Here is a 15,382-nt window from a genome sequence, read left to right on the forward strand (position 1 = left end):
CGTCTAACAGGTGGACGGAACATGCCCGGACGAATCGGCCGGGTGTACATCCGACCGGGCATGTCAGTGGTCCAACCAGTAGCGGAGACGGCCGTGCGCCGGCGGAACACCGGGGGAACCCGTGGTCCGGGCGGGCACGGGTCGCCCGCGATCCGAACACGACGCGGGGCGGACCCGTGGGTACGCCGTAGGGGTGGGGAGGCAGGGCATGGCGCAGAGTGACGTGCGCGGAGGCGGCACCCGACGCGAGTCGGGCGGCGGCCTGGCCCAGGACGAACGTCCGGGGACGGCGGCGTCCGCCGCGGGCGGGGGCGCGGAGGGCGGAGGCGGCCAGGGCCGTCGGCGCGGGCGGCGGCGCGGCGGCGGACGCCGGATAGTGCGCTGGTTCGCGCTCGTGCTGTCCGTACTGATACTCGGGACGGCCGGCGCCGGATACCTCTACTACCGCCACCTCAACGGCAACATCGACAAGGGCAAACGCAACAGCGGCGAGTCCGACGTCGAGAAGACCGGGCCCAACGCGGCGGGCCAGACCCCCCTCAACATCCTGCTGATCGGTTCCGACAGCCGGAACTCCGCGGAGAACCTCAAGCTCGGCGGCAGCAGGGACAACGTCGGCAGCAAGCCCCTGGCGGACGTGCAGATGCTCCTGCATGTCTCGGCGGACCGCGAGAGCGCGTCCGTGGTGAGCATCCCGCGGGACACCCGGGTGGACATCCCCAAGTGCGTCGACCCCGACACCGGGGAGACCTACCCGGCCAAGAACACGATCATCAACGAGACGCTCCAGCGCGGCGGCCCGGGCTGCACGCTGGCCACCTGGCAGAACCTGACCGGCGTGTACATCGACCACTGGATGATGGTCGACTTCGCCGGAGTGGTGGACATGGCGGACGCCGTCGGCGGTGTCCCGGTCTGCGTCAACCAGAACGTGTGGGACCGGCCGCTGTCCGGCCAGCGCGGCGGCTCCGGGCTGAAGCTGAAGGCCGGCACGCACAAGGTGCAGGGCAAGGAGGCGCTGCAGTGGCTGCGCACCCGTCACGCCTGGGGCAGTGACCCGCTGCGCGCCAAGGCGCAGCACATGTACATGAACGCGATGATCCGGACGCTGAAGGAACAGAACGTCTTCACCGACACCGGCCGTCTGATGGGTCTGGCCGAGGCGGGCACGAAGGCGCTGACGGTGTCCGAGGAGATCGGCACGGTCAAGGAGCTGTACGACGTCGGCATGCAGCTGAAGTCGGTCCCGACCAACCGCATCACGATGACGACGATGCCGTGGATCGAGGACCCCCTGAACCGCAACCACCTGGTGCCCAAGCCGGAGGACGCCGACAAGATGTGGGCGATGCTCCGCGACGACGTCTCCTTCGACAAGGCCGGAAAGGCACGCGCGGCCACGGCCCCGGGTCCGTCCCCGGCGTCGGTGAAGGCCACGGGTCCGGCCGCGGCGCCGGCCGCGGGGCTGTCGGTCACCGTCGTCAACGGGACGGCGAGCGACGAGCGGCCCGCCGTTCCGCAACGGGCCGCCGCGATCGTGGCGGCGCTGCAGCAGGAGGGCTTCACCCAGGCCGTCGCCGCGAGCCGGCAGGACCCGCACGCCCGGACCCAGGTGACGTACCCGAAGAGCACGGGCGAGCAGGGCCGCGCCAACGCGCTGTCGGTGGCGAAGGCGGTCGGCATCCCGAGCAGCCAGGTGCGGGCCACGGACGACGTCACCACCACGCTGACGATCGGCAGCGACTGGCGGGAGGGCACGGCCTACCCCGAGCAGAAGGCGCCAAAGGCGGGCGACCTGCCCGACTCCGCGGACGCGCTGAGCGCGGACAAGCCGGAGTGCATGGACGTGTACAGGCCCTACCGGTGGTGAACACCTCCGCGGCATGAGAGAGCGGGGCCCGCTGTCCGGCCCGCGGCTTGAAGGGCTGGCTTCCGGTCGGGCGGGACGCTGCCGCGCAGGGTTCCGTCCGCGCACACCGTGGGCCCCTCCCCGGACGGGGAGGGGCCCACGGCCGCGTCGGGTTCAGCTCGCGGCGGCGTCGGCGCGCACCGCGGGGCGCCGGGAGGCGATGACCTTCTTCGCCAGCGTCCGCGGGCTGGTCAGGAAGCCCCAGCCCCACGACATGTGCATCGTGGCCAGCGCCACGGGGATCTGCAGCCGTGCCTTGAGCGGCAGGCCCTTGCCCGCCGGGACCGAGCCGAGCAGGATCGCCGCGAGGTAGCCGCCGGGCACCACGAAGCCCCACGGCGTCAGCAGGGCGCCCACCAGGAGCCCGGCCCCGATCGCGCACACGGCGGTCGGCGGGGCGAGGTAGCGCAGGTTGATCGAGCCCTCGTGGAAGCGGGCCACCACGTGCCGCCAGCGGCCGTAGTCCTTGTACTGCTTGGCGAGCGCCTTCACGCTCGGCCGGGGCCGGTACGACACCTTCAGCTCGGGCGAGAACCAGACCAGGCCGCCGGCCTCACGGATGCGGAAGTTCAGCTCCCAGTCCTGGGCGCGGATGAACTCCACGTTGTATCCGCCCTGCTGCTCCAGCGCCTCGCGCCGGAACACACCCAGGTAGACGGTCTCGGCCGGGCCCGCCTGGCCGCCGGTGTGGAAGGCGGCGTTGCCGACCCCGATCTTCGAGGTCATCGCGGCGGCGACGGCGTGCTCCCAGTCGTTCTCGCCCTCGGCGTGCATGATGCCGCCGACGTTCTGCGCGCCGGTCTCCTCCAGGAGCCGTACGGCGGTCGCGATGTAGTTCGGCGAGAGCATGCCGTGCCCGTCGACGCGGACGACGATCGGATGCCGGGAGGCGTTGATCGCCGCGTTCAGCGCAGCGGGCGTACGGCCGGTGGGGTTGGGGACGGTGTGGATACGCGTGTCTTCGGCCACGAGCTCGGCGGCGATCTCGTCCGTGCGGTCCGTTGACGGACCGAGGGCGATCACCACCTCCATCTCGCCGGCGTACTCCTGCGCGAGGATCGCTTGGACTGCTCCCCGCAGATGCCGCTCCTCGTTGAGGACGGGCATGATCACAGAAACGGCGGGGTGCCGCTCGTCGGGATTGGCGTTCATAGGGGGCTCACGTTACCGCGAACGGGGGACACCGGCCCGCGCCGCCGGGGCGGTGGCGCGGGCCGCAGATCGTATCGGCCTACGGTTTTACGGATCCCACGTACGGCCGTCGTCCGGAGGTGCCCCATGCCCACGCCGCCGCGGTCCCCCCGGTCCACCGGCGCTCCCCGCCGCCGCCCCCAGCCCCCCGCCCCCCGCCGCGCTCCGCGCAAGTCCGCACCACCGGCGCGGCGGCCGCGCTGGGGCATGCGGGCGGTCACCACGCTGTCCGTGGTGGTCCTCGCCTCCGCCGGCATCGGGCACGCGGTGATGACCAGCCTGGACGCGGACATCACCCGGGTCGACCCCTTCAAGGACATGAAGAACCGCCCGCAGGCGGGACACGGCATGAACATCCTGCTGGTCGGCACCGACGGCCGCGAGAAGATCAGCAAGGAGGAGCGCCACAAGTACCGGCTGGGGGGCGCCCCCTGCCACTGCACCGACACGATGATGATCGTGCACATCTCCGAGGACCGGGAGCGGGCGAGCGTGGTGAGCCTGCCGCGCGACTCGTACGCGGTGACGCCGACGCACGTCGACCAGGTGTCGGGCAAGCGGCACAACGGGCACCCCGTCAAGCTGAACGCCGCGTACGCCGAGGGCGGGCCGCAGCTGACCGTGCGCACGGTCGAGAGCATGACGAAGGTGAAGATCGACCACTACCTGGAGGTCGACTTCACCAGCTTCATGAAGACGGTGGACGTGGTCGGGGGCGTGCCGATCTGCACCACCGCCCCCCTGAAGGACAGCTACACCGGCCTGAACCTGCCGGCCGGGCGGCACACGCTCGCCGGCGGGCAGGCGCTCCAGTTCGTCCGCGCCCGCCACGTCGACGGGGCGTCCGATCTCGGCCGCATGAAGCGGCAGCAGCGCTTCATGGCGGCTCTCGTGGAACGGCTCACCTCGTCCGGGATCCTCCTCAACCCGATGAAGTTCCGGGACGTGACACGGGCGGTGCTCGGCTCGGTCCGGGCCGACAAAGGCTTCGGCACGGACGAGATGCTGGACCTGGGCCGCGCCATGCGGAACTTCTCCCCCTCCTCCTCCGAGTTCACGACCGTCCCGATCGGGCGGATGGGGTTCGCCGTGAAGGGCGTCGGCTCCACGCTGAAGTGGGACGCCGAGAAGTCCGAGCAGCTCTTCCACGCCCTGCGCCAGGACCAGCCGCTGTCGGTGCACCGGTCGCGCGGTGCGGCCCTGATCGTCCCGGTCGCCCCGCAGCAGATCCGCGTCCAGGTGGAGAACGGCACCCGCACGGCCGGCCTGGGCCGCCGGGTGGACGCGGCCCTGACCTCGACCGGCTTCCGCACGACCAAGGCCCCGGTGACCTCCGCCGCCCGTGACGTCAGGCGGACGATCGTCGCCCACGACCCGCGCTGGGACCGCTCCGCCAAGTCCCTCGCTGCGGCTCTGCCGGGCAGTGAGCTCCGGGCCGTCAAGGGCCTCGGCCCGACCCTGAAGGTGATCGCCGGAGCGGACTTCGAACGCGTGCGGAAGGTGCGGGCCGAGGACCCGGGGCAGGGTGAGGTCGGGGTGGTGCGGGGCGACGAGGTGGCGTGCTCGTAGGCGCGCGTCAGTCCTCGAAGCCCTCGGCCGCACGCTTCTCCCGCAGGTCCATGATCGCCCGGCGGCGGGCCAGGCGGTGGGTGCGGCGGATCTGGGCCTCCTGGTAGCGGCGCTTGTCACGCTCGGTCTCCGGGAGGACCTGCGGCACCCGGCGGGGCTTGCCGTCGGCGTCGACCGCGGCGAAGACGAGGTACGCGGAGCCGACCTGCGTGGCGGGGGCGGACTCGTTCCAGCGTTCGGCCAGGACCCGGACGCCGACCTCCATGGACGTACGGCCGGTCCAGTTCACCTGCGCCTTGACGTGCACCAGGTCACCGACGCGGACCGGCTCCAGGAACGCCATCTCGTCCATGGACGCGGTGACCGCCGGCCCGCCGGAGTGCCGTCCGGCCACGGCACCCGCCGCGTCGTCGACCAGCTTCATGATCACCCCGCCGTGCACGGTCCCCAGAAGGTTCGTGTCGTTGTGGGTCATGATGTGGCTGAGGGTGGTGCGGGACGCCGAAGTCGGCTTGCCCGGGATATCCGGACTGCCGGAATCCGCAGCTGGGGCCTGGTCTGTCATGGCCCCCACCTTATGCCGAGGCGGTATGAGGGGGATTTGTGTCAGCTTCGCCACAGCCGTGCTCTGATTTTCCGACGACTCTTGTATGGGCCACTACGGAGCCCTGCACACTGGGGCGCATGAATGACTGGCCCGAGGGATTTTCCGGCGACAACCGCGGCAGCCGATACGGACGCGGCAGCTCGAGCGCGCAGCCCGAGAGCGCCCGTGTCATGCGGCAGGTCCGCCGCGGTCCGGCGGCATCTCCCGGGCAGGCGGGATACGGCGGCGCCCCGGCGTACGGCGGCGGAGTGCCCCCGCAGCCGTCCTACGTCGACGGCGGCGGCCACGGCGGCGACGGTTACGACAGCGGCTACAACACCGGCCAGGTCTACGGCTCCCCCGGCGGCAGAGGCCCCGGCGGTCCGGGTGACGGCCTGTACGAGCCGCGCCCCGCGCCGAACTGGCGCCGCCGCATCAAGGTGACGGCCATCACACTGGTGACGCTGCTGGTCGTGACGAGCGTCGGCACGTACTTCTGGGCCGACTCCAAGCTCAACCGCGACGTCGACCTGTCGAAGGTCATCGACCGGCCGGAAGCGGGCGAGGGCACGAACTACCTGATCGTCGGCTCCGACAGCCGCAAGGGCATGTCGGCCGAGGAGAAGAAGAAGCTGCACACCGGGTCCGCCGAGGGCAAGCGCACGGACTCGATGATGATCCTGCACACCGGCGGCGGCGCCCCGACCCTGATCTCGCTCCCGCGCGACTCGAACGTCACGATCCCGTCGTTCAAGGGCTCCGACTCCGGCAAGCTCTACCCGGCCACCGGCCGCCAGACGAAGCTGAACGCGGCCTACGCCGAGGACGGCCCGGAGCTGCTGGTCCGCACCGTGGAGGCCAACACGGGCCTGCACATCGACCACTACGTGGAGATCGGCTTCGCCGGCTTCGCGAACATCGTGGACGCGGTCGGCGGTGTCGAGATGAACATCCCGCAGGACATCAAGGACACCAAGTCCGGCGCGGACCTGAAGAAGGGCACGCAGACCCTCGACGGCGAGCAGGCCCTCGCCTTCGTCCGCACCCGCTACGCCCTCAGGGGCTCCGACCTGGACCGCACGAAGAACCAGCAGAAGTTCCTGTCGGCGCTGGCCAACCAGGTCGCCACTCCGGGCACGGTCCTCAACCCGTTCAAGCTGTACCCGACCATGAGCGCCGGCCTGGACACCCTCGTGGTCGACAAGGACATGAGCCTGTTCGACCTGGCGTCCATGTTCTGGGCGATGAAGGGCGTCAGCGGCGGCGAGGGCAAGTCGATGAACATGCCGATCGCGGGCAACAGCCCCAACGGCAACCTCCAGTGGAACACCGCGAAGGTGAAGACCCTGGTGAACGAGCTGAAGAACGACGACCCGGTCACCGTCTCGGGCAACTGAGCGGGCAGGGCAGCACGAAGGGGGCACCCGGGCGGGTGCCCCCTTCGTCGTGAGGCGGTGCTCACATCGAGGCGGCCGACATCGAGCGGCACATCTCGGCACAGCGGCGGCATGCCTCGGCACAGCGCATCATCTGCGCGTCCTCCGGCATGGACATACACGCCTCGGCGCACATGTCACAGGCGCGGGCGCACATCGCGCATATCTCGGCCATGAGGGGCGATCGGCGCATCATCATGTCGGCGCACATGCGCGTCATCTCGGCACAGTCCATGACCGTGCGCATGATCTGCATCTGGGCCGGACCGCCCATCTGCAGACAGGAGCTCATGGTCTCCTCGCACACGCTGTGGCAGGCCATGCACGCCTGGACGCAGTCCTGCATCTCCTTGCTCAGCGGGGTGGCGGTGGCGGGTTGCTGGGTCATGACGTCCTCCCAGGGGCGGCGGGAGCCGCGGATCGGCGCCCGCTCCTCTCGTCCTACGCCTCCGGCCCCATGAGCACCACAGGGCGGAGCCGCCCGAGTGTGATCCGCTCCGTCTGTGAGGCACGACTCAGCGGGCCCTGCGTGAAAGCTCCGGCAGCGGCAAAAAGGGGTTGCAGACGCGCCGGGGCCCGGCGCGGTCGGGGCGGGGGAGCCGGAAACCGTGCAGGGGGGAGACCCACACATGACACAGCAGATGTACGACGAACCGCGGACTTCGGGTCCGAGAGATCCGGAGGAGCAGAAGCAGCGGCTGCGCAGACGGCTGGAGCGGCTGATCGGCGTCGCCGCGACCGAGGGCAACGAGCTCGTGCCGCTGCGGAACGGGGACGAGATCTTCCCCGCGATGCTGGCCGCCATCCGGGCCGCCGAGCACACCGTCGACATGATGACGTTCGTGTACTGGCGCGGCGAGGTCGCCCACGAGTTCGCCGCCGCCCTGGCCGAGCGGGCCCGCGCGGGCGTCCGGGTGCGGCTGCTGCTGGACGGCTTCGGGGCCAAGGAGATAGAGCGGGACCTGCTGGACGCCATGGACGAGGCCGGCGTCCAGGTCGCCTGGTTCCGCAGACCCACGCGCCTGTCGCCGATGCGGCAGAACCACCGCTGCCACCGCAAGGTGCTGGTCACCGACGAGCACACGGCCTTCACCGGGGGCGTCGGCATCGCGCAGGAGTGGTGCGGCTCCGCCCGGAACCCCGACGAATGGCGCGACACCCATGTACAGGTCCGCGGCCCCGCCGTGGACGGCATCGCCGCGGCCTTCGCGCAGAACTGGGCCGAGTGCCACGACGACCTCTACGACGACCACGACCGCTTCACCGCACAGGCGCAGCCGGGGCGGGCCACGGTCCAGGTCGTGCGGGGGTCGGCCTCGTTCGGCTGGCAGGACATGCAGACGGTCCTGCGGGTCCTGATCACCTCGGCGCAGGAGCGCCTGCGGCTGGCCACCGCCTACTTCGCGCCCGACGCCTACTTCATCGACCTGCTGGCCGCAGCGGCCCGCCGCGGGGTCCGGGTCGAGATCCTGCTGCCCGGCCCGCACACCGACCAGCGGGCGTGCCTGCTGGCCGGGCGGCAGCACTACCAGACGCTGGCGGACGCCGGTGTGGAGGTGCGGGAGTACCAGCCGACGATGCTCCACACGAAGATCATGACCGTGGACGGGGTCTGCTCCCTCATCGGCTCCACCAACTTCAACCGCCGTTCCATGGAGCACGACGAGGAGGTCGTCCTGGCCGTCCTGGACGAGGACTTCACGGCGGAGCTCGACGCCGACTTCGAGGCCGACCGGCAGCGGAGCGAGCCGATCGACCCCCACCGGTGGAAGCGGCGGCCCCTGCCCATGCGCCTCGCGGAGGCCGCGGTGACCCCGATCCGGCGCTTCCTGTGAGAACGCCGGGGGCCGGACGTCCGGCCCCCGGAGACGGGGCTACGGCAGGTTGCGCGCCATGACGATGCGCTGGACCTGGTTCGTGCCCTCGTAGATCTGCGTGATCTTGGCGTCGCGCATCATGCGCTCCACCGGGTAGTCGCGGGTGTAGCCGTAGCCGCCGAGGAGCTGGACCGCGTCCGTCGTGACCTCCATCGCCACGTCCGAGGCGAAGCACTTGGCGGCGGCGCCCAGGTAGGTGAGGTCGGCGTCGACGCGCTGGGAGGCGGCGGCGGCCTGGTAGGTCAGGGCGCGGGCGGCCGAGATCTTCATGGCCATGTCGGCGAGCATGAACTGGATGCCCTGGAAGTCGGCGATCGGCTTGCCGAACTGCTTGCGCTCCTGGACGTAGCCCTTGGCGTAGTCGAGGGCGCCCTGGGCGATGCCGAGGGCCTGGGCGGCGATGGTGATGCGGGTGTGGTCGAGGGTCTTCATCGCCGTGGCGAAGCCGGTGCCCTCCTCGCCGATCATGCGGTCGGCGGGGATGCGGACGTTGTCGAGGTAGACCTCGCGGGTCGGGGAGCCCTTGATGCCGAGCTTCTTCTCGGGGGCGCCGAAGGAGACGCCCTCGTCGGACTTCTCCACGACGAAGGCGGAGATGCCCTTGGAGCGCTTGGCGGGGTCGGTGACGGCCATCACCGTGTAGTACTCGGACTCACCCGCGTTGGTGATCCAGCGCTTCACGCCGTTGAGGACCCAGAAGTCGCCGTCGCGGACGGCCTTGGTCTTCATGCCGGCGGCGTCCGAGCCGGCGTCCGGCTCGGAGAGGCAGTAGGAGAACATGCCGTCGCCCTTGGCGAGCGGGGTCATGTACTTCTTCTTCAGGTCCTCGGAGCCGGAGAGGATCACCGGCAGGGAGCCCAGCTTGTTGACGGCCGGGATGAGGGAGGAGGAGGCGCAGACCCGCGCGACCTCCTCGATCACTATGACGGTGGCCAGCGCGTCGGCGCCGGAGCCGCCGTACTCCTCGGGCACGTGCACGGCGTGCAGGTCGTTCGCGACCAGCGCCTGGAGGGCCTCGTGCGGGAAGCGGGCCTCCTCGTCCACCGCGGCGGCGTGCGGCGCGATCTTCGCCTCGGCCAGGGAGCGGACGGCGTCACGGAGCATGTCGTGCTCCTCGGACGGGCGGTACAGGTCGAAGTCAGCCGATCCGGCCAAGGTCTCTCACGCTCCAAAACGCTGCGATGCTGACGCTAACTACCGTTAAGTAATCAAAAGTTTATGGGGTCGCCCACGCGAGTGATACGTGAGCTAGGCGACAGCGGAGAAGTTGCCCAGTGAAGCGCGCCGCCATGCCCCGGCTATGCTCAGGCGCGCACCGCATGCCGTAGACCCCTGGAGTACCCATGGCCCTGAAGATCACCGTGATCGGCACCGGTTATCTCGGCGCGACACACGCGGCGGCCATGGCCGAGCTGGGCTTCGAGGTGCTCGCCCTCGACGTGGTGCGCGAGAAGATCGAGAAGCTGGAGCGCGCCGAGGCCCCGATGTACGAGCCGGGCCTGGAGGAGCTGCTGCGCAAGCACGTCGCCGGCATCGAGGGTTCGAGCGGCCGGCTGCGCTTCACCCAGGACTGGGCCGAGATCGGCGCCTTCGGCGATGTGCACTTCGTCTGTGTGAACACCCCGCAGCGGCACGGCGAGTACGCCTGCGACATGAGCTACGTCGACGCCGCGATCGCCTCGCTGGCCCCGCATCTGCACGGTCCGGCGCTGGTCGTCGGCAAGTCGACGGTGCCGGTCGGCTCCGCGGACCGCCTCGCGTCCTACCTGGCCGCGCACGCGCCCGCCGGTGAGGACGCCGAACTGGCGTGGAATCCGGAGTTCCTGCGCGAGGGCTTCGCCGTCGACGACACGCTGCACCCCGACCGTCTCGTGGTGGGCGTGCGCAGCGAGCGGGCCGAGAAGCTGCTGCGGGAGGTGTACGCCACGCCGATCGCCGAGGGCTCGCCGTTCGTGGTCACGGACTTCCCGACCTCGGAGCTGGTGAAGACCTCCGCGAACTCCTTCCTCGCCACGAAGATCTCGTTCATCAACGCGATGGCGGAGGTCTGCGAGGCCGCGGGCGGTGACGTCGCGAAGCTGGCGGAGGCCATCGGCTACGACGACCGGATCGGGAAGAAGTTCCTGCGGGCCGGGATCGGCTTCGGCGGCGGGTGCCTGCCGAAGGACATCCGGGCGTTCATGGCGCGCGCCGGTGAGCTGGGCGCGGACCAGGCGCTGACGTTCCTGCGGGAGATCGACTCGATCAACATGCGCCAGCGCGGGCAGATGGTGGAGCTGGCCCGGCAGGCGCTGGGCGGCGGGCCGTTCCTGGGCAAGCGGGTGGCGGTGCTGGGCGCGACGTTCAAGCCCGACTCGGACGACGTGCGGGACTCCCCCGCGCTGAACGTCGCCGGGCAGATCCACCTCCAGGGCGGCCAGGTCACGGTGTACGACCCGAAGGGCATGGACAACGCCCGCGGGGTGTTCCCGACCCTCGGCTACGCCGACTCGGCGCTGGAGGCCGTGCGCGGCGCCGACATCGTGCTGCACCTGACGGAGTGGCGGGAGTTCCGCGAGCTGGACACCGAGGCGCTCGGCGAGGTCGCGGCGACCCGTCTCATCCTGGACGGGCGCAACGCCCTGGACCCGGAGCTGTGGCGCAAGGCGGGCTGGACGTACCGGGCGATGGGGCGTCCGAAGGCCTGAGCGCGCGGAACGGACGCGGAGACAGGAGACAGGTGACGCCGGTTCGGCCGAGGCTCAGTCGGCCGAACCGGCGTCTTCGTGCATTCTGCACCACCCGGCTCCGCGGCGGGTCCTCTACGTCTCCTTGGCCCGGTAGCGGCGCATCTTCGCGCGGGCTCCGCAGACCTGCATGGAGCACCAGCGGCCGCGGCCGGCCGGGCTGCGGTCGTAGTAGGCCCAGTGGCAGTCGGCGGCCTCGCAGGCCTTGAGGCGTGTCCAGGTGCCGGCGACCAGGGCCTCCGCGACGGCGGCGGCCACGCGCGCGTACAGGGAGCGGTCGTCGGCGGGGGTGAGGGCGGCCGAGCCGTCCGCCGCGTCGACCGTGACGAGGAGCGGGGCTTCGGCCAGGAGCGCACCGAGGGGCGTGACCTCGCGGTGCGGCGGGTGGCCGGCGTGGGCGAGGAGGGTCGCGCGCAGGGATTCGCGCAGGGTGCGGGCCCGGTCCGTCCCGTCCGCGGTGATGCCGAGGCGCACCCGGCCCTCGGGGGTGTCCAGCGCGTCGGCGCCGGACTCGATGTCCAGCGTGTTCACCAGGGCCTCGACCAGGGCCAGGCCGCCGGGCGCGGGCGATCTCTCCGTCATGGCTGGACCGTACCTCTCACGCATCCCCTTGCGAGGTTACCGCCCATGGGGGAGCATGCAGTAACGGTTACCGGTTATCCACTTCTGTGGGTAACGCCGACTTCGAGGAGGAAGTCATGACTCTCGCCAAGCTGGGTGTCGTCGTCCTGGACTGTCCCGACCCGCGCGCGCTGGCCGGTTTCTACGCGGAGGTGCTGGGCGGCACGCCGACGGTGGAGACCGACGGGGAGGAGGAGTGGGTGGATCTGAAGGTGCCGGGCGGTACACCGCTGGCCTTCCAGGCCTCCCCCGGACACGTGCCTCCGGCGTGGCCGTCCCCCGACGGTGCGCAGCAGTTCCACCTCGACCTCGTGGTGGACGACCTGGACGCGGCCGAGAAGGGCGTGCTGGCCCTCGGGGCGAAGCCGCTGGACGCCGAGGACCGGGAGCGGACGTTCCGGGTTTACGCCGACCCGGCCGGGCACCCGTTCTGCCTCTGCGCCTGCTGACCCCCGGAGGTCCCATGTCCGCCGTGGCACGTTTCCGTTCCGTGGTCGTCGACTGCCCCGACCCGCACGCGCTGGCCCGCTTCTACGCGCAGGTCGTCGGCGGTACGCCAGAGCGGGAGGACGACGACCCCGACTGGCTGGTGCTGCGCGTTCCCGGCGGGCCCCGGCTCGCCTTCCAGCGCTCTCCGGGACACACCCCGCCGGAGTGGCCGCGGGCGGACCGCAATGCCCAGCAGTTCCACCTGGACTTCGACGCCGGCTCCACCTGGGACGAGATCGACGCGGCCGAGGAGCGGGTGCTGGCGCTGGGCGCGCGGGTGCTGGACAAGGAGGACGACGTGAAGAAGGACTTCCGCGTCTACGCCGACCCGGCGGGGCATCCGTTCTGCCTGTGCCGGATCGAGTCCGGCTGAGGCGGCCCTGATCCGGCCCGCCCGGCCGGACGGCTACGCGTCCAGCTCCGAGATCGTCGCCGTCGACGGTTCGCGGCGCTGCTGTGCGGCGCGGGCCGTGAAGTCGGCGCCGCGCAGCACGCGCTGCACGTTGCCCCAGGTCAGCAGGGCCACATCGGCTTCCTCCCAGCCGCGTCGCAGCAGCTCGGCGATCAGCCGCGGATAGCAGGAGGTGTCGCCGAGCTCCTGCGGGTGGGCGGCCCCGGAGTCGTAGGTGCCGGACAGCCCGACGCACTGCGCCCCCGCAACGGCGCGGACGTGGTCGAGGTGGTCGGCGACATCGCGGACGGTCGGGCCGGTCTGCTCGGCGGTCAAGGGCACCAGGCACAGCCCCTTGGCCGCGCCCAGCTCCGCCAGCAGGTCGTCGGGGAGGTTGGCCGGGTGGGGGCGCAGGCTCCGGGCCCCGGAGCGGCTGCACAGCACGGGTGCCCGGGACAGGCTCAGGACGCGGCGCAGGGTCTGGACGGATGCGCCGGAGAGATCCGCGATCACACCGAGGCGGTTCATCTCGCGCACGACCTCCTCACCGAACCGGGTCAGGCCCGCCTCGCTCGCCCAGGACACCCCGGTCAGTGTGAGGACGCGCAGGCCGAGCAGGTGCAGCTGGCGCAGGATGCCGAGCGAGTCGCCCAGGGACGGGGCCCCGGCGGGGCCGAGGAGCACGGCGACACGGCCGCAGTTGCGGGCGTCCGCGACCTGCCCGGCCGTGCAGGTCGGCCGCAGACCCTCCTCACAGCTCCGGACGACGGTCTTGGCCAGGTCCAGCTGCTCCAGGGTGGCACAGACGGCCCGGTCGCCGTCGAGGCCCTCGGGCAGGTGCAACGACCAGAAGAGGGCGCCCACATGGCCGCTGCGCAGCCGGGGCACATCCGTGTCGACGGTGCTCTCGCCGTCCTCCAGGTCGTACCAGGGCAGGCGCTTGAGCGCCCCGGGCAGTCCGTTGTAGCCGTCGGCGACGGGGTGTGCGGCGAGGATGGCGCGGGCCCGGGTCATGGGCGCGTCGTCCGGGTCGGAGACGGCCTCGTAGGACTCCGCCGCGACGATGCCCTCGTCCGGGTACCGCTCGGCCAGCTCGTCGAACTCGCCCGCGGCCGCGGCGTTGGGGCGCAGCTCGTCCTGGAGGTCTGCCATGGCGGCTCCGTACGGTCGTTCGTGAGGTACGGTCACCGTCGCACGGAGCGGGGAGCGGTTCCTGGTGGGCGGGGCGTTCGGAGTACGGCTCCGGTCCGGCACGCGGGGGGCCCTCAGGGCAGCCGGGCCGCCTCGACGACCTCGTCCGGGGTGTCCCGGAGCGCACCAGGTCGGCGATCATCCGGTCGGCGCGCGCGCTCGGCGTACGTGGGCGGGGCGACCGGCTACGCCGACCACCCCGCCCTCGGCACTCAGCCGTCCAGTGACTCGATCGTCGCGTTGGACGGCGGCCGCGTCGCCTGAAGCCCCCGGGCCACGTCCTCCGCCGCGTCCAGGACCCGGACCGCGTTCTTCCAGGTCAGCTTGGCCAGGTCGGCCTTGGACCAGCCGCGGTCGAGCAGTTCCGCGAGGAGGTTCGGGTAGCCGGAGACGTCCGCGAGGCCGTCCGGGGTGAAGGCCGTGCCGTCGTAGTCGCCGCCGATGCCGACGTGGTCGATGCCGGCCGCCTCGCGCATGTGGTCCAGATGGTCGGCGACCGTCGCCACCGTCGCGACCGGGCGCGGCTGCCGATCCTCGAAGGCGCGGTGGACCTTCATGGCCTCCGGGGTGGTGTCGAGGTGGTGGAAGCCGTGGGCGCGCATGTTCTCGTCGGCCGCGGCCGTCCAGTCGACCGCCGCCTGGAGCACGAATTTCGGCACGAACGTCACCATCGCCATGCCGCCGTTGGCGCGCAGCCGCTCCAGGACGTCGTCGGGGACGTTGCGCGGGTGGTCGCACACGGCCCGTGCGGAGGAATGGGAGAAGATCACCGGGGCCGAGCTCGCGTCGAGCGCGTCCCGCATCGTCGTCGCCGCCACGTGCGAGAGGTCGACGAGCATGCCGAGCCGGTTCATCTCCCGGACGACCTCGCGGCCGAACGCGGTGAGGCCGCCGGCCTTCGGCTCGTCGGTCGCGGAGTCCGCCCAGTCGACGTTGTCGTTGTGGGTGAGGGTCATGTACCGCACGCCGAGGCCGTACAGACCGCGCAGGGTGCCCAGGGAGTTGGCGATGGAGTGGCCGCCCTCCGCCCCCATGAGCGAGGCGATGCGGCCCTCCCCGCGCGCGGCCTCCATGTCGGCGGCCGTGAGCGCGGGGCGCAGGTCCTCGGGGTGGCGGGTCAGCAGCTGCCGTACGCAGTCGATCTGTTCGAGTGTGGCGGCGACCGGGTCGGGCGAGTCCGTGCGGACGTACACCGACCAGTACTGCGCGCCGACCCCGCCGGCGCGCAGCCGGGGGATGTCGGTGTGCAGGTGGGCGCTCTGGTCGGCGGCGATGTCGCGGGCGTCGAGGTCGTAGCGGACCTGCGCGCGCAGCGCCCAGGGCAGGTCGTTGTGGCCGTCGACGACCGGGAACTCGCGCAGGAGTTCCCGGGCTGCCTCCTGGGAGGTCATCGGCG

Annotated in this window: 14 protein-coding genes; 7 read left to right on the forward strand and 7 right to left on the reverse strand. The window is 71.5% G+C overall.

Annotated features, from left to right (window positions below; translation table 11 throughout):
• Positions 1-208: 208 nt before the first annotated feature.
• Positions 209-1,870 (forward strand): LCP family protein, encoded by a 1,662-nt coding sequence (locus RFN52_RS15840; RefSeq protein ID WP_184847066.1) that lies wholly within the window; start codon positions 209-211, stop codon positions 1,868-1,870.
• 153 nt (positions 1,871-2,023) lie between these two features.
• Here RFN52_RS15840 and RFN52_RS15845 read toward each other — a convergent pair whose 3' ends face one another.
• Positions 2,024-3,061 (reverse strand): glycosyltransferase family 2 protein, encoded by a 1,038-nt coding sequence (locus tag RFN52_RS15845; RefSeq protein ID WP_184847068.1) that lies wholly within the window; start codon positions 3,059-3,061, stop codon positions 2,024-2,026.
• A gap of 126 nt (positions 3,062-3,187) precedes the next feature.
• Between RFN52_RS15845 and RFN52_RS15850 the strand changes: the two genes are divergently transcribed.
• A complete protein-coding gene (locus tag RFN52_RS15850) occupies positions 3,188-4,669 on the forward strand; it encodes an LCP family protein (protein WP_184847070.1) in 1,482 nt (493 codons plus the stop codon).
• Positions 4,670-4,676: 7 nt separating this feature from the next.
• Here the strand turns inward: RFN52_RS15850 and RFN52_RS15855 are convergent, their stop codons facing one another.
• Positions 4,677-5,234, reverse strand: a complete 558-nt coding sequence (locus tag RFN52_RS15855; protein ID WP_033311998.1) for an acyl-CoA thioesterase — start codon at positions 5,232-5,234, stop codon at positions 4,677-4,679.
• A gap of 119 nt (positions 5,235-5,353) precedes the next feature.
• On the opposite strand from RFN52_RS15855, the gene RFN52_RS15860 reads away from it, so the two are divergent.
• A complete protein-coding gene (locus RFN52_RS15860; RefSeq protein ID WP_184847072.1) occupies positions 5,354-6,652 on the forward strand; it encodes an LCP family protein in 1,299 nt (432 codons plus the stop codon).
• A gap of 61 nt (positions 6,653-6,713) precedes the next feature.
• Here RFN52_RS15860 and RFN52_RS15865 read toward each other — a convergent pair whose 3' ends face one another.
• The gene (locus tag RFN52_RS15865) at positions 6,714-7,079 is read right to left on the reverse strand and encodes a four-helix bundle copper-binding protein (protein WP_184847074.1); all 366 of its coding nucleotides are present in this window, start codon (positions 7,077-7,079) and stop codon (positions 6,714-6,716) included.
• A 253-nt stretch (positions 7,080-7,332) separates the two neighbouring features.
• Here RFN52_RS15865 and RFN52_RS15870 point away from each other — a divergent pair, with 253 nt between their 5' ends.
• Entirely contained in the window at positions 7,333-8,526 is a 1,194-nt protein-coding gene (locus RFN52_RS15870) for a phospholipase D-like domain-containing protein (RefSeq protein ID WP_229856803.1), read from the forward strand.
• Positions 8,527-8,565: 39 nt separating this feature from the next.
• Here RFN52_RS15870 and RFN52_RS15875 read toward each other — a convergent pair whose 3' ends face one another.
• Positions 8,566-9,723, reverse strand: a complete 1,158-nt coding sequence (locus RFN52_RS15875; protein WP_184847078.1) for an acyl-CoA dehydrogenase family protein — start codon at positions 9,721-9,723, stop codon at positions 8,566-8,568.
• Positions 9,724-9,911: 188 nt separating this feature from the next.
• Between RFN52_RS15875 and RFN52_RS15880 the strand changes: the two genes are divergently transcribed.
• Positions 9,912-11,255: a UDP-glucose dehydrogenase family protein gene (locus tag RFN52_RS15880; protein ID WP_184847080.1), complete on the forward strand. Its 1,344-nt coding sequence runs from the start codon at positions 9,912-9,914 to the stop codon at positions 11,253-11,255.
• A 114-nt stretch (positions 11,256-11,369) separates the two neighbouring features.
• Here the strand turns inward: RFN52_RS15880 and RFN52_RS15885 are convergent, their stop codons facing one another.
• Complete coding sequence (locus RFN52_RS15885; RefSeq protein ID WP_184847082.1) at positions 11,370-11,876, reverse strand: CGNR zinc finger domain-containing protein; 507 nt, start codon at positions 11,874-11,876, stop codon at positions 11,370-11,372.
• A gap of 116 nt (positions 11,877-11,992) precedes the next feature.
• Here RFN52_RS15885 and RFN52_RS15890 point away from each other — a divergent pair, with 116 nt between their 5' ends.
• Both RFN52_RS15890 and RFN52_RS15895 read left to right on the forward strand, forming a co-directional pair.
• The gene (locus RFN52_RS15890) at positions 11,993-12,364 is read left to right on the forward strand and encodes a VOC family protein (protein WP_184847085.1); all 372 of its coding nucleotides are present in this window, start codon (positions 11,993-11,995) and stop codon (positions 12,362-12,364) included.
• 14 nt (positions 12,365-12,378) lie between these two features.
• Positions 12,379-12,777 (forward strand): VOC family protein, encoded by a 399-nt coding sequence (locus tag RFN52_RS15895; protein WP_184847087.1) that lies wholly within the window; start codon positions 12,379-12,381, stop codon positions 12,775-12,777.
• Positions 12,778-12,810: 33 nt separating this feature from the next.
• Here RFN52_RS15895 and RFN52_RS15900 read toward each other — a convergent pair whose 3' ends face one another.
• Both RFN52_RS15900 and RFN52_RS15905 read right to left on the reverse strand, forming a co-directional pair.
• The gene (locus tag RFN52_RS15900; protein WP_184847089.1) at positions 12,811-13,947 is read right to left on the reverse strand and encodes a dipeptidase; all 1,137 of its coding nucleotides are present in this window, start codon (positions 13,945-13,947) and stop codon (positions 12,811-12,813) included.
• A gap of 251 nt (positions 13,948-14,198) precedes the next feature.
• The gene (locus RFN52_RS15905; RefSeq protein ID WP_184847091.1) at positions 14,199-15,377 is read right to left on the reverse strand and encodes a dipeptidase; all 1,179 of its coding nucleotides are present in this window, start codon (positions 15,375-15,377) and stop codon (positions 14,199-14,201) included.
• Between the last annotated feature and the right edge of the window lie 5 nt (positions 15,378-15,382).

Source organism: Streptomyces collinus (assembly GCF_031348265.1).
Lineage (GTDB): Bacteria > Actinomycetota > Actinomycetes > Streptomycetales > Streptomycetaceae > Streptomyces > Streptomyces collinus.

Excerpts from the sequence above, each read along its gene's own strand:
- RFN52_RS15840 (WP_184847066.1), top strand. The coding sequence starts at position 209 with ATGGCGCAGAGTGACGTGCGCGGAGGCGGCACCCGACGCGAGTCGGGC.
- RFN52_RS15845 (WP_184847068.1), bottom strand. The coding sequence starts at position 3,061 with ATGAACGCCAATCCCGACGAGCGGCACCCCGCCGTTTCTGTGATCATG.
- RFN52_RS15850 (WP_184847070.1), top strand. The coding sequence starts at position 3,188 with ATGCCCACGCCGCCGCGGTCCCCCCGGTCCACCGGCGCTCCCCGCCGC.
- RFN52_RS15855 (WP_033311998.1), bottom strand. The coding sequence starts at position 5,234 with ATGACAGACCAGGCCCCAGCTGCGGATTCCGGCAGTCCGGATATCCCG.
- RFN52_RS15860 (WP_184847072.1), top strand. The coding sequence starts at position 5,354 with ATGAATGACTGGCCCGAGGGATTTTCCGGCGACAACCGCGGCAGCCGA.
- RFN52_RS15865 (WP_184847074.1), bottom strand. The coding sequence starts at position 7,079 with ATGACCCAGCAACCCGCCACCGCCACCCCGCTGAGCAAGGAGATGCAG.
- RFN52_RS15870 (WP_229856803.1), top strand. The coding sequence starts at position 7,333 with ATGTACGACGAACCGCGGACTTCGGGTCCGAGAGATCCGGAGGAGCAG.
- RFN52_RS15880 (WP_184847080.1), top strand. The coding sequence starts at position 9,912 with ATGGCCCTGAAGATCACCGTGATCGGCACCGGTTATCTCGGCGCGACA.
- RFN52_RS15885 (WP_184847082.1), bottom strand. The coding sequence starts at position 11,876 with ATGACGGAGAGATCGCCCGCGCCCGGCGGCCTGGCCCTGGTCGAGGCC.
- RFN52_RS15890 (WP_184847085.1), top strand. The coding sequence starts at position 11,993 with ATGACTCTCGCCAAGCTGGGTGTCGTCGTCCTGGACTGTCCCGACCCG.
- RFN52_RS15895 (WP_184847087.1), top strand. The coding sequence starts at position 12,379 with ATGTCCGCCGTGGCACGTTTCCGTTCCGTGGTCGTCGACTGCCCCGAC.
- RFN52_RS15900 (WP_184847089.1), bottom strand. The coding sequence starts at position 13,947 with ATGGCAGACCTCCAGGACGAGCTGCGCCCCAACGCCGCGGCCGCGGGC.
- RFN52_RS15905 (WP_184847091.1), bottom strand. The coding sequence starts at position 15,377 with ATGACCTCCCAGGAGGCAGCCCGGGAACTCCTGCGCGAGTTCCCGGTC.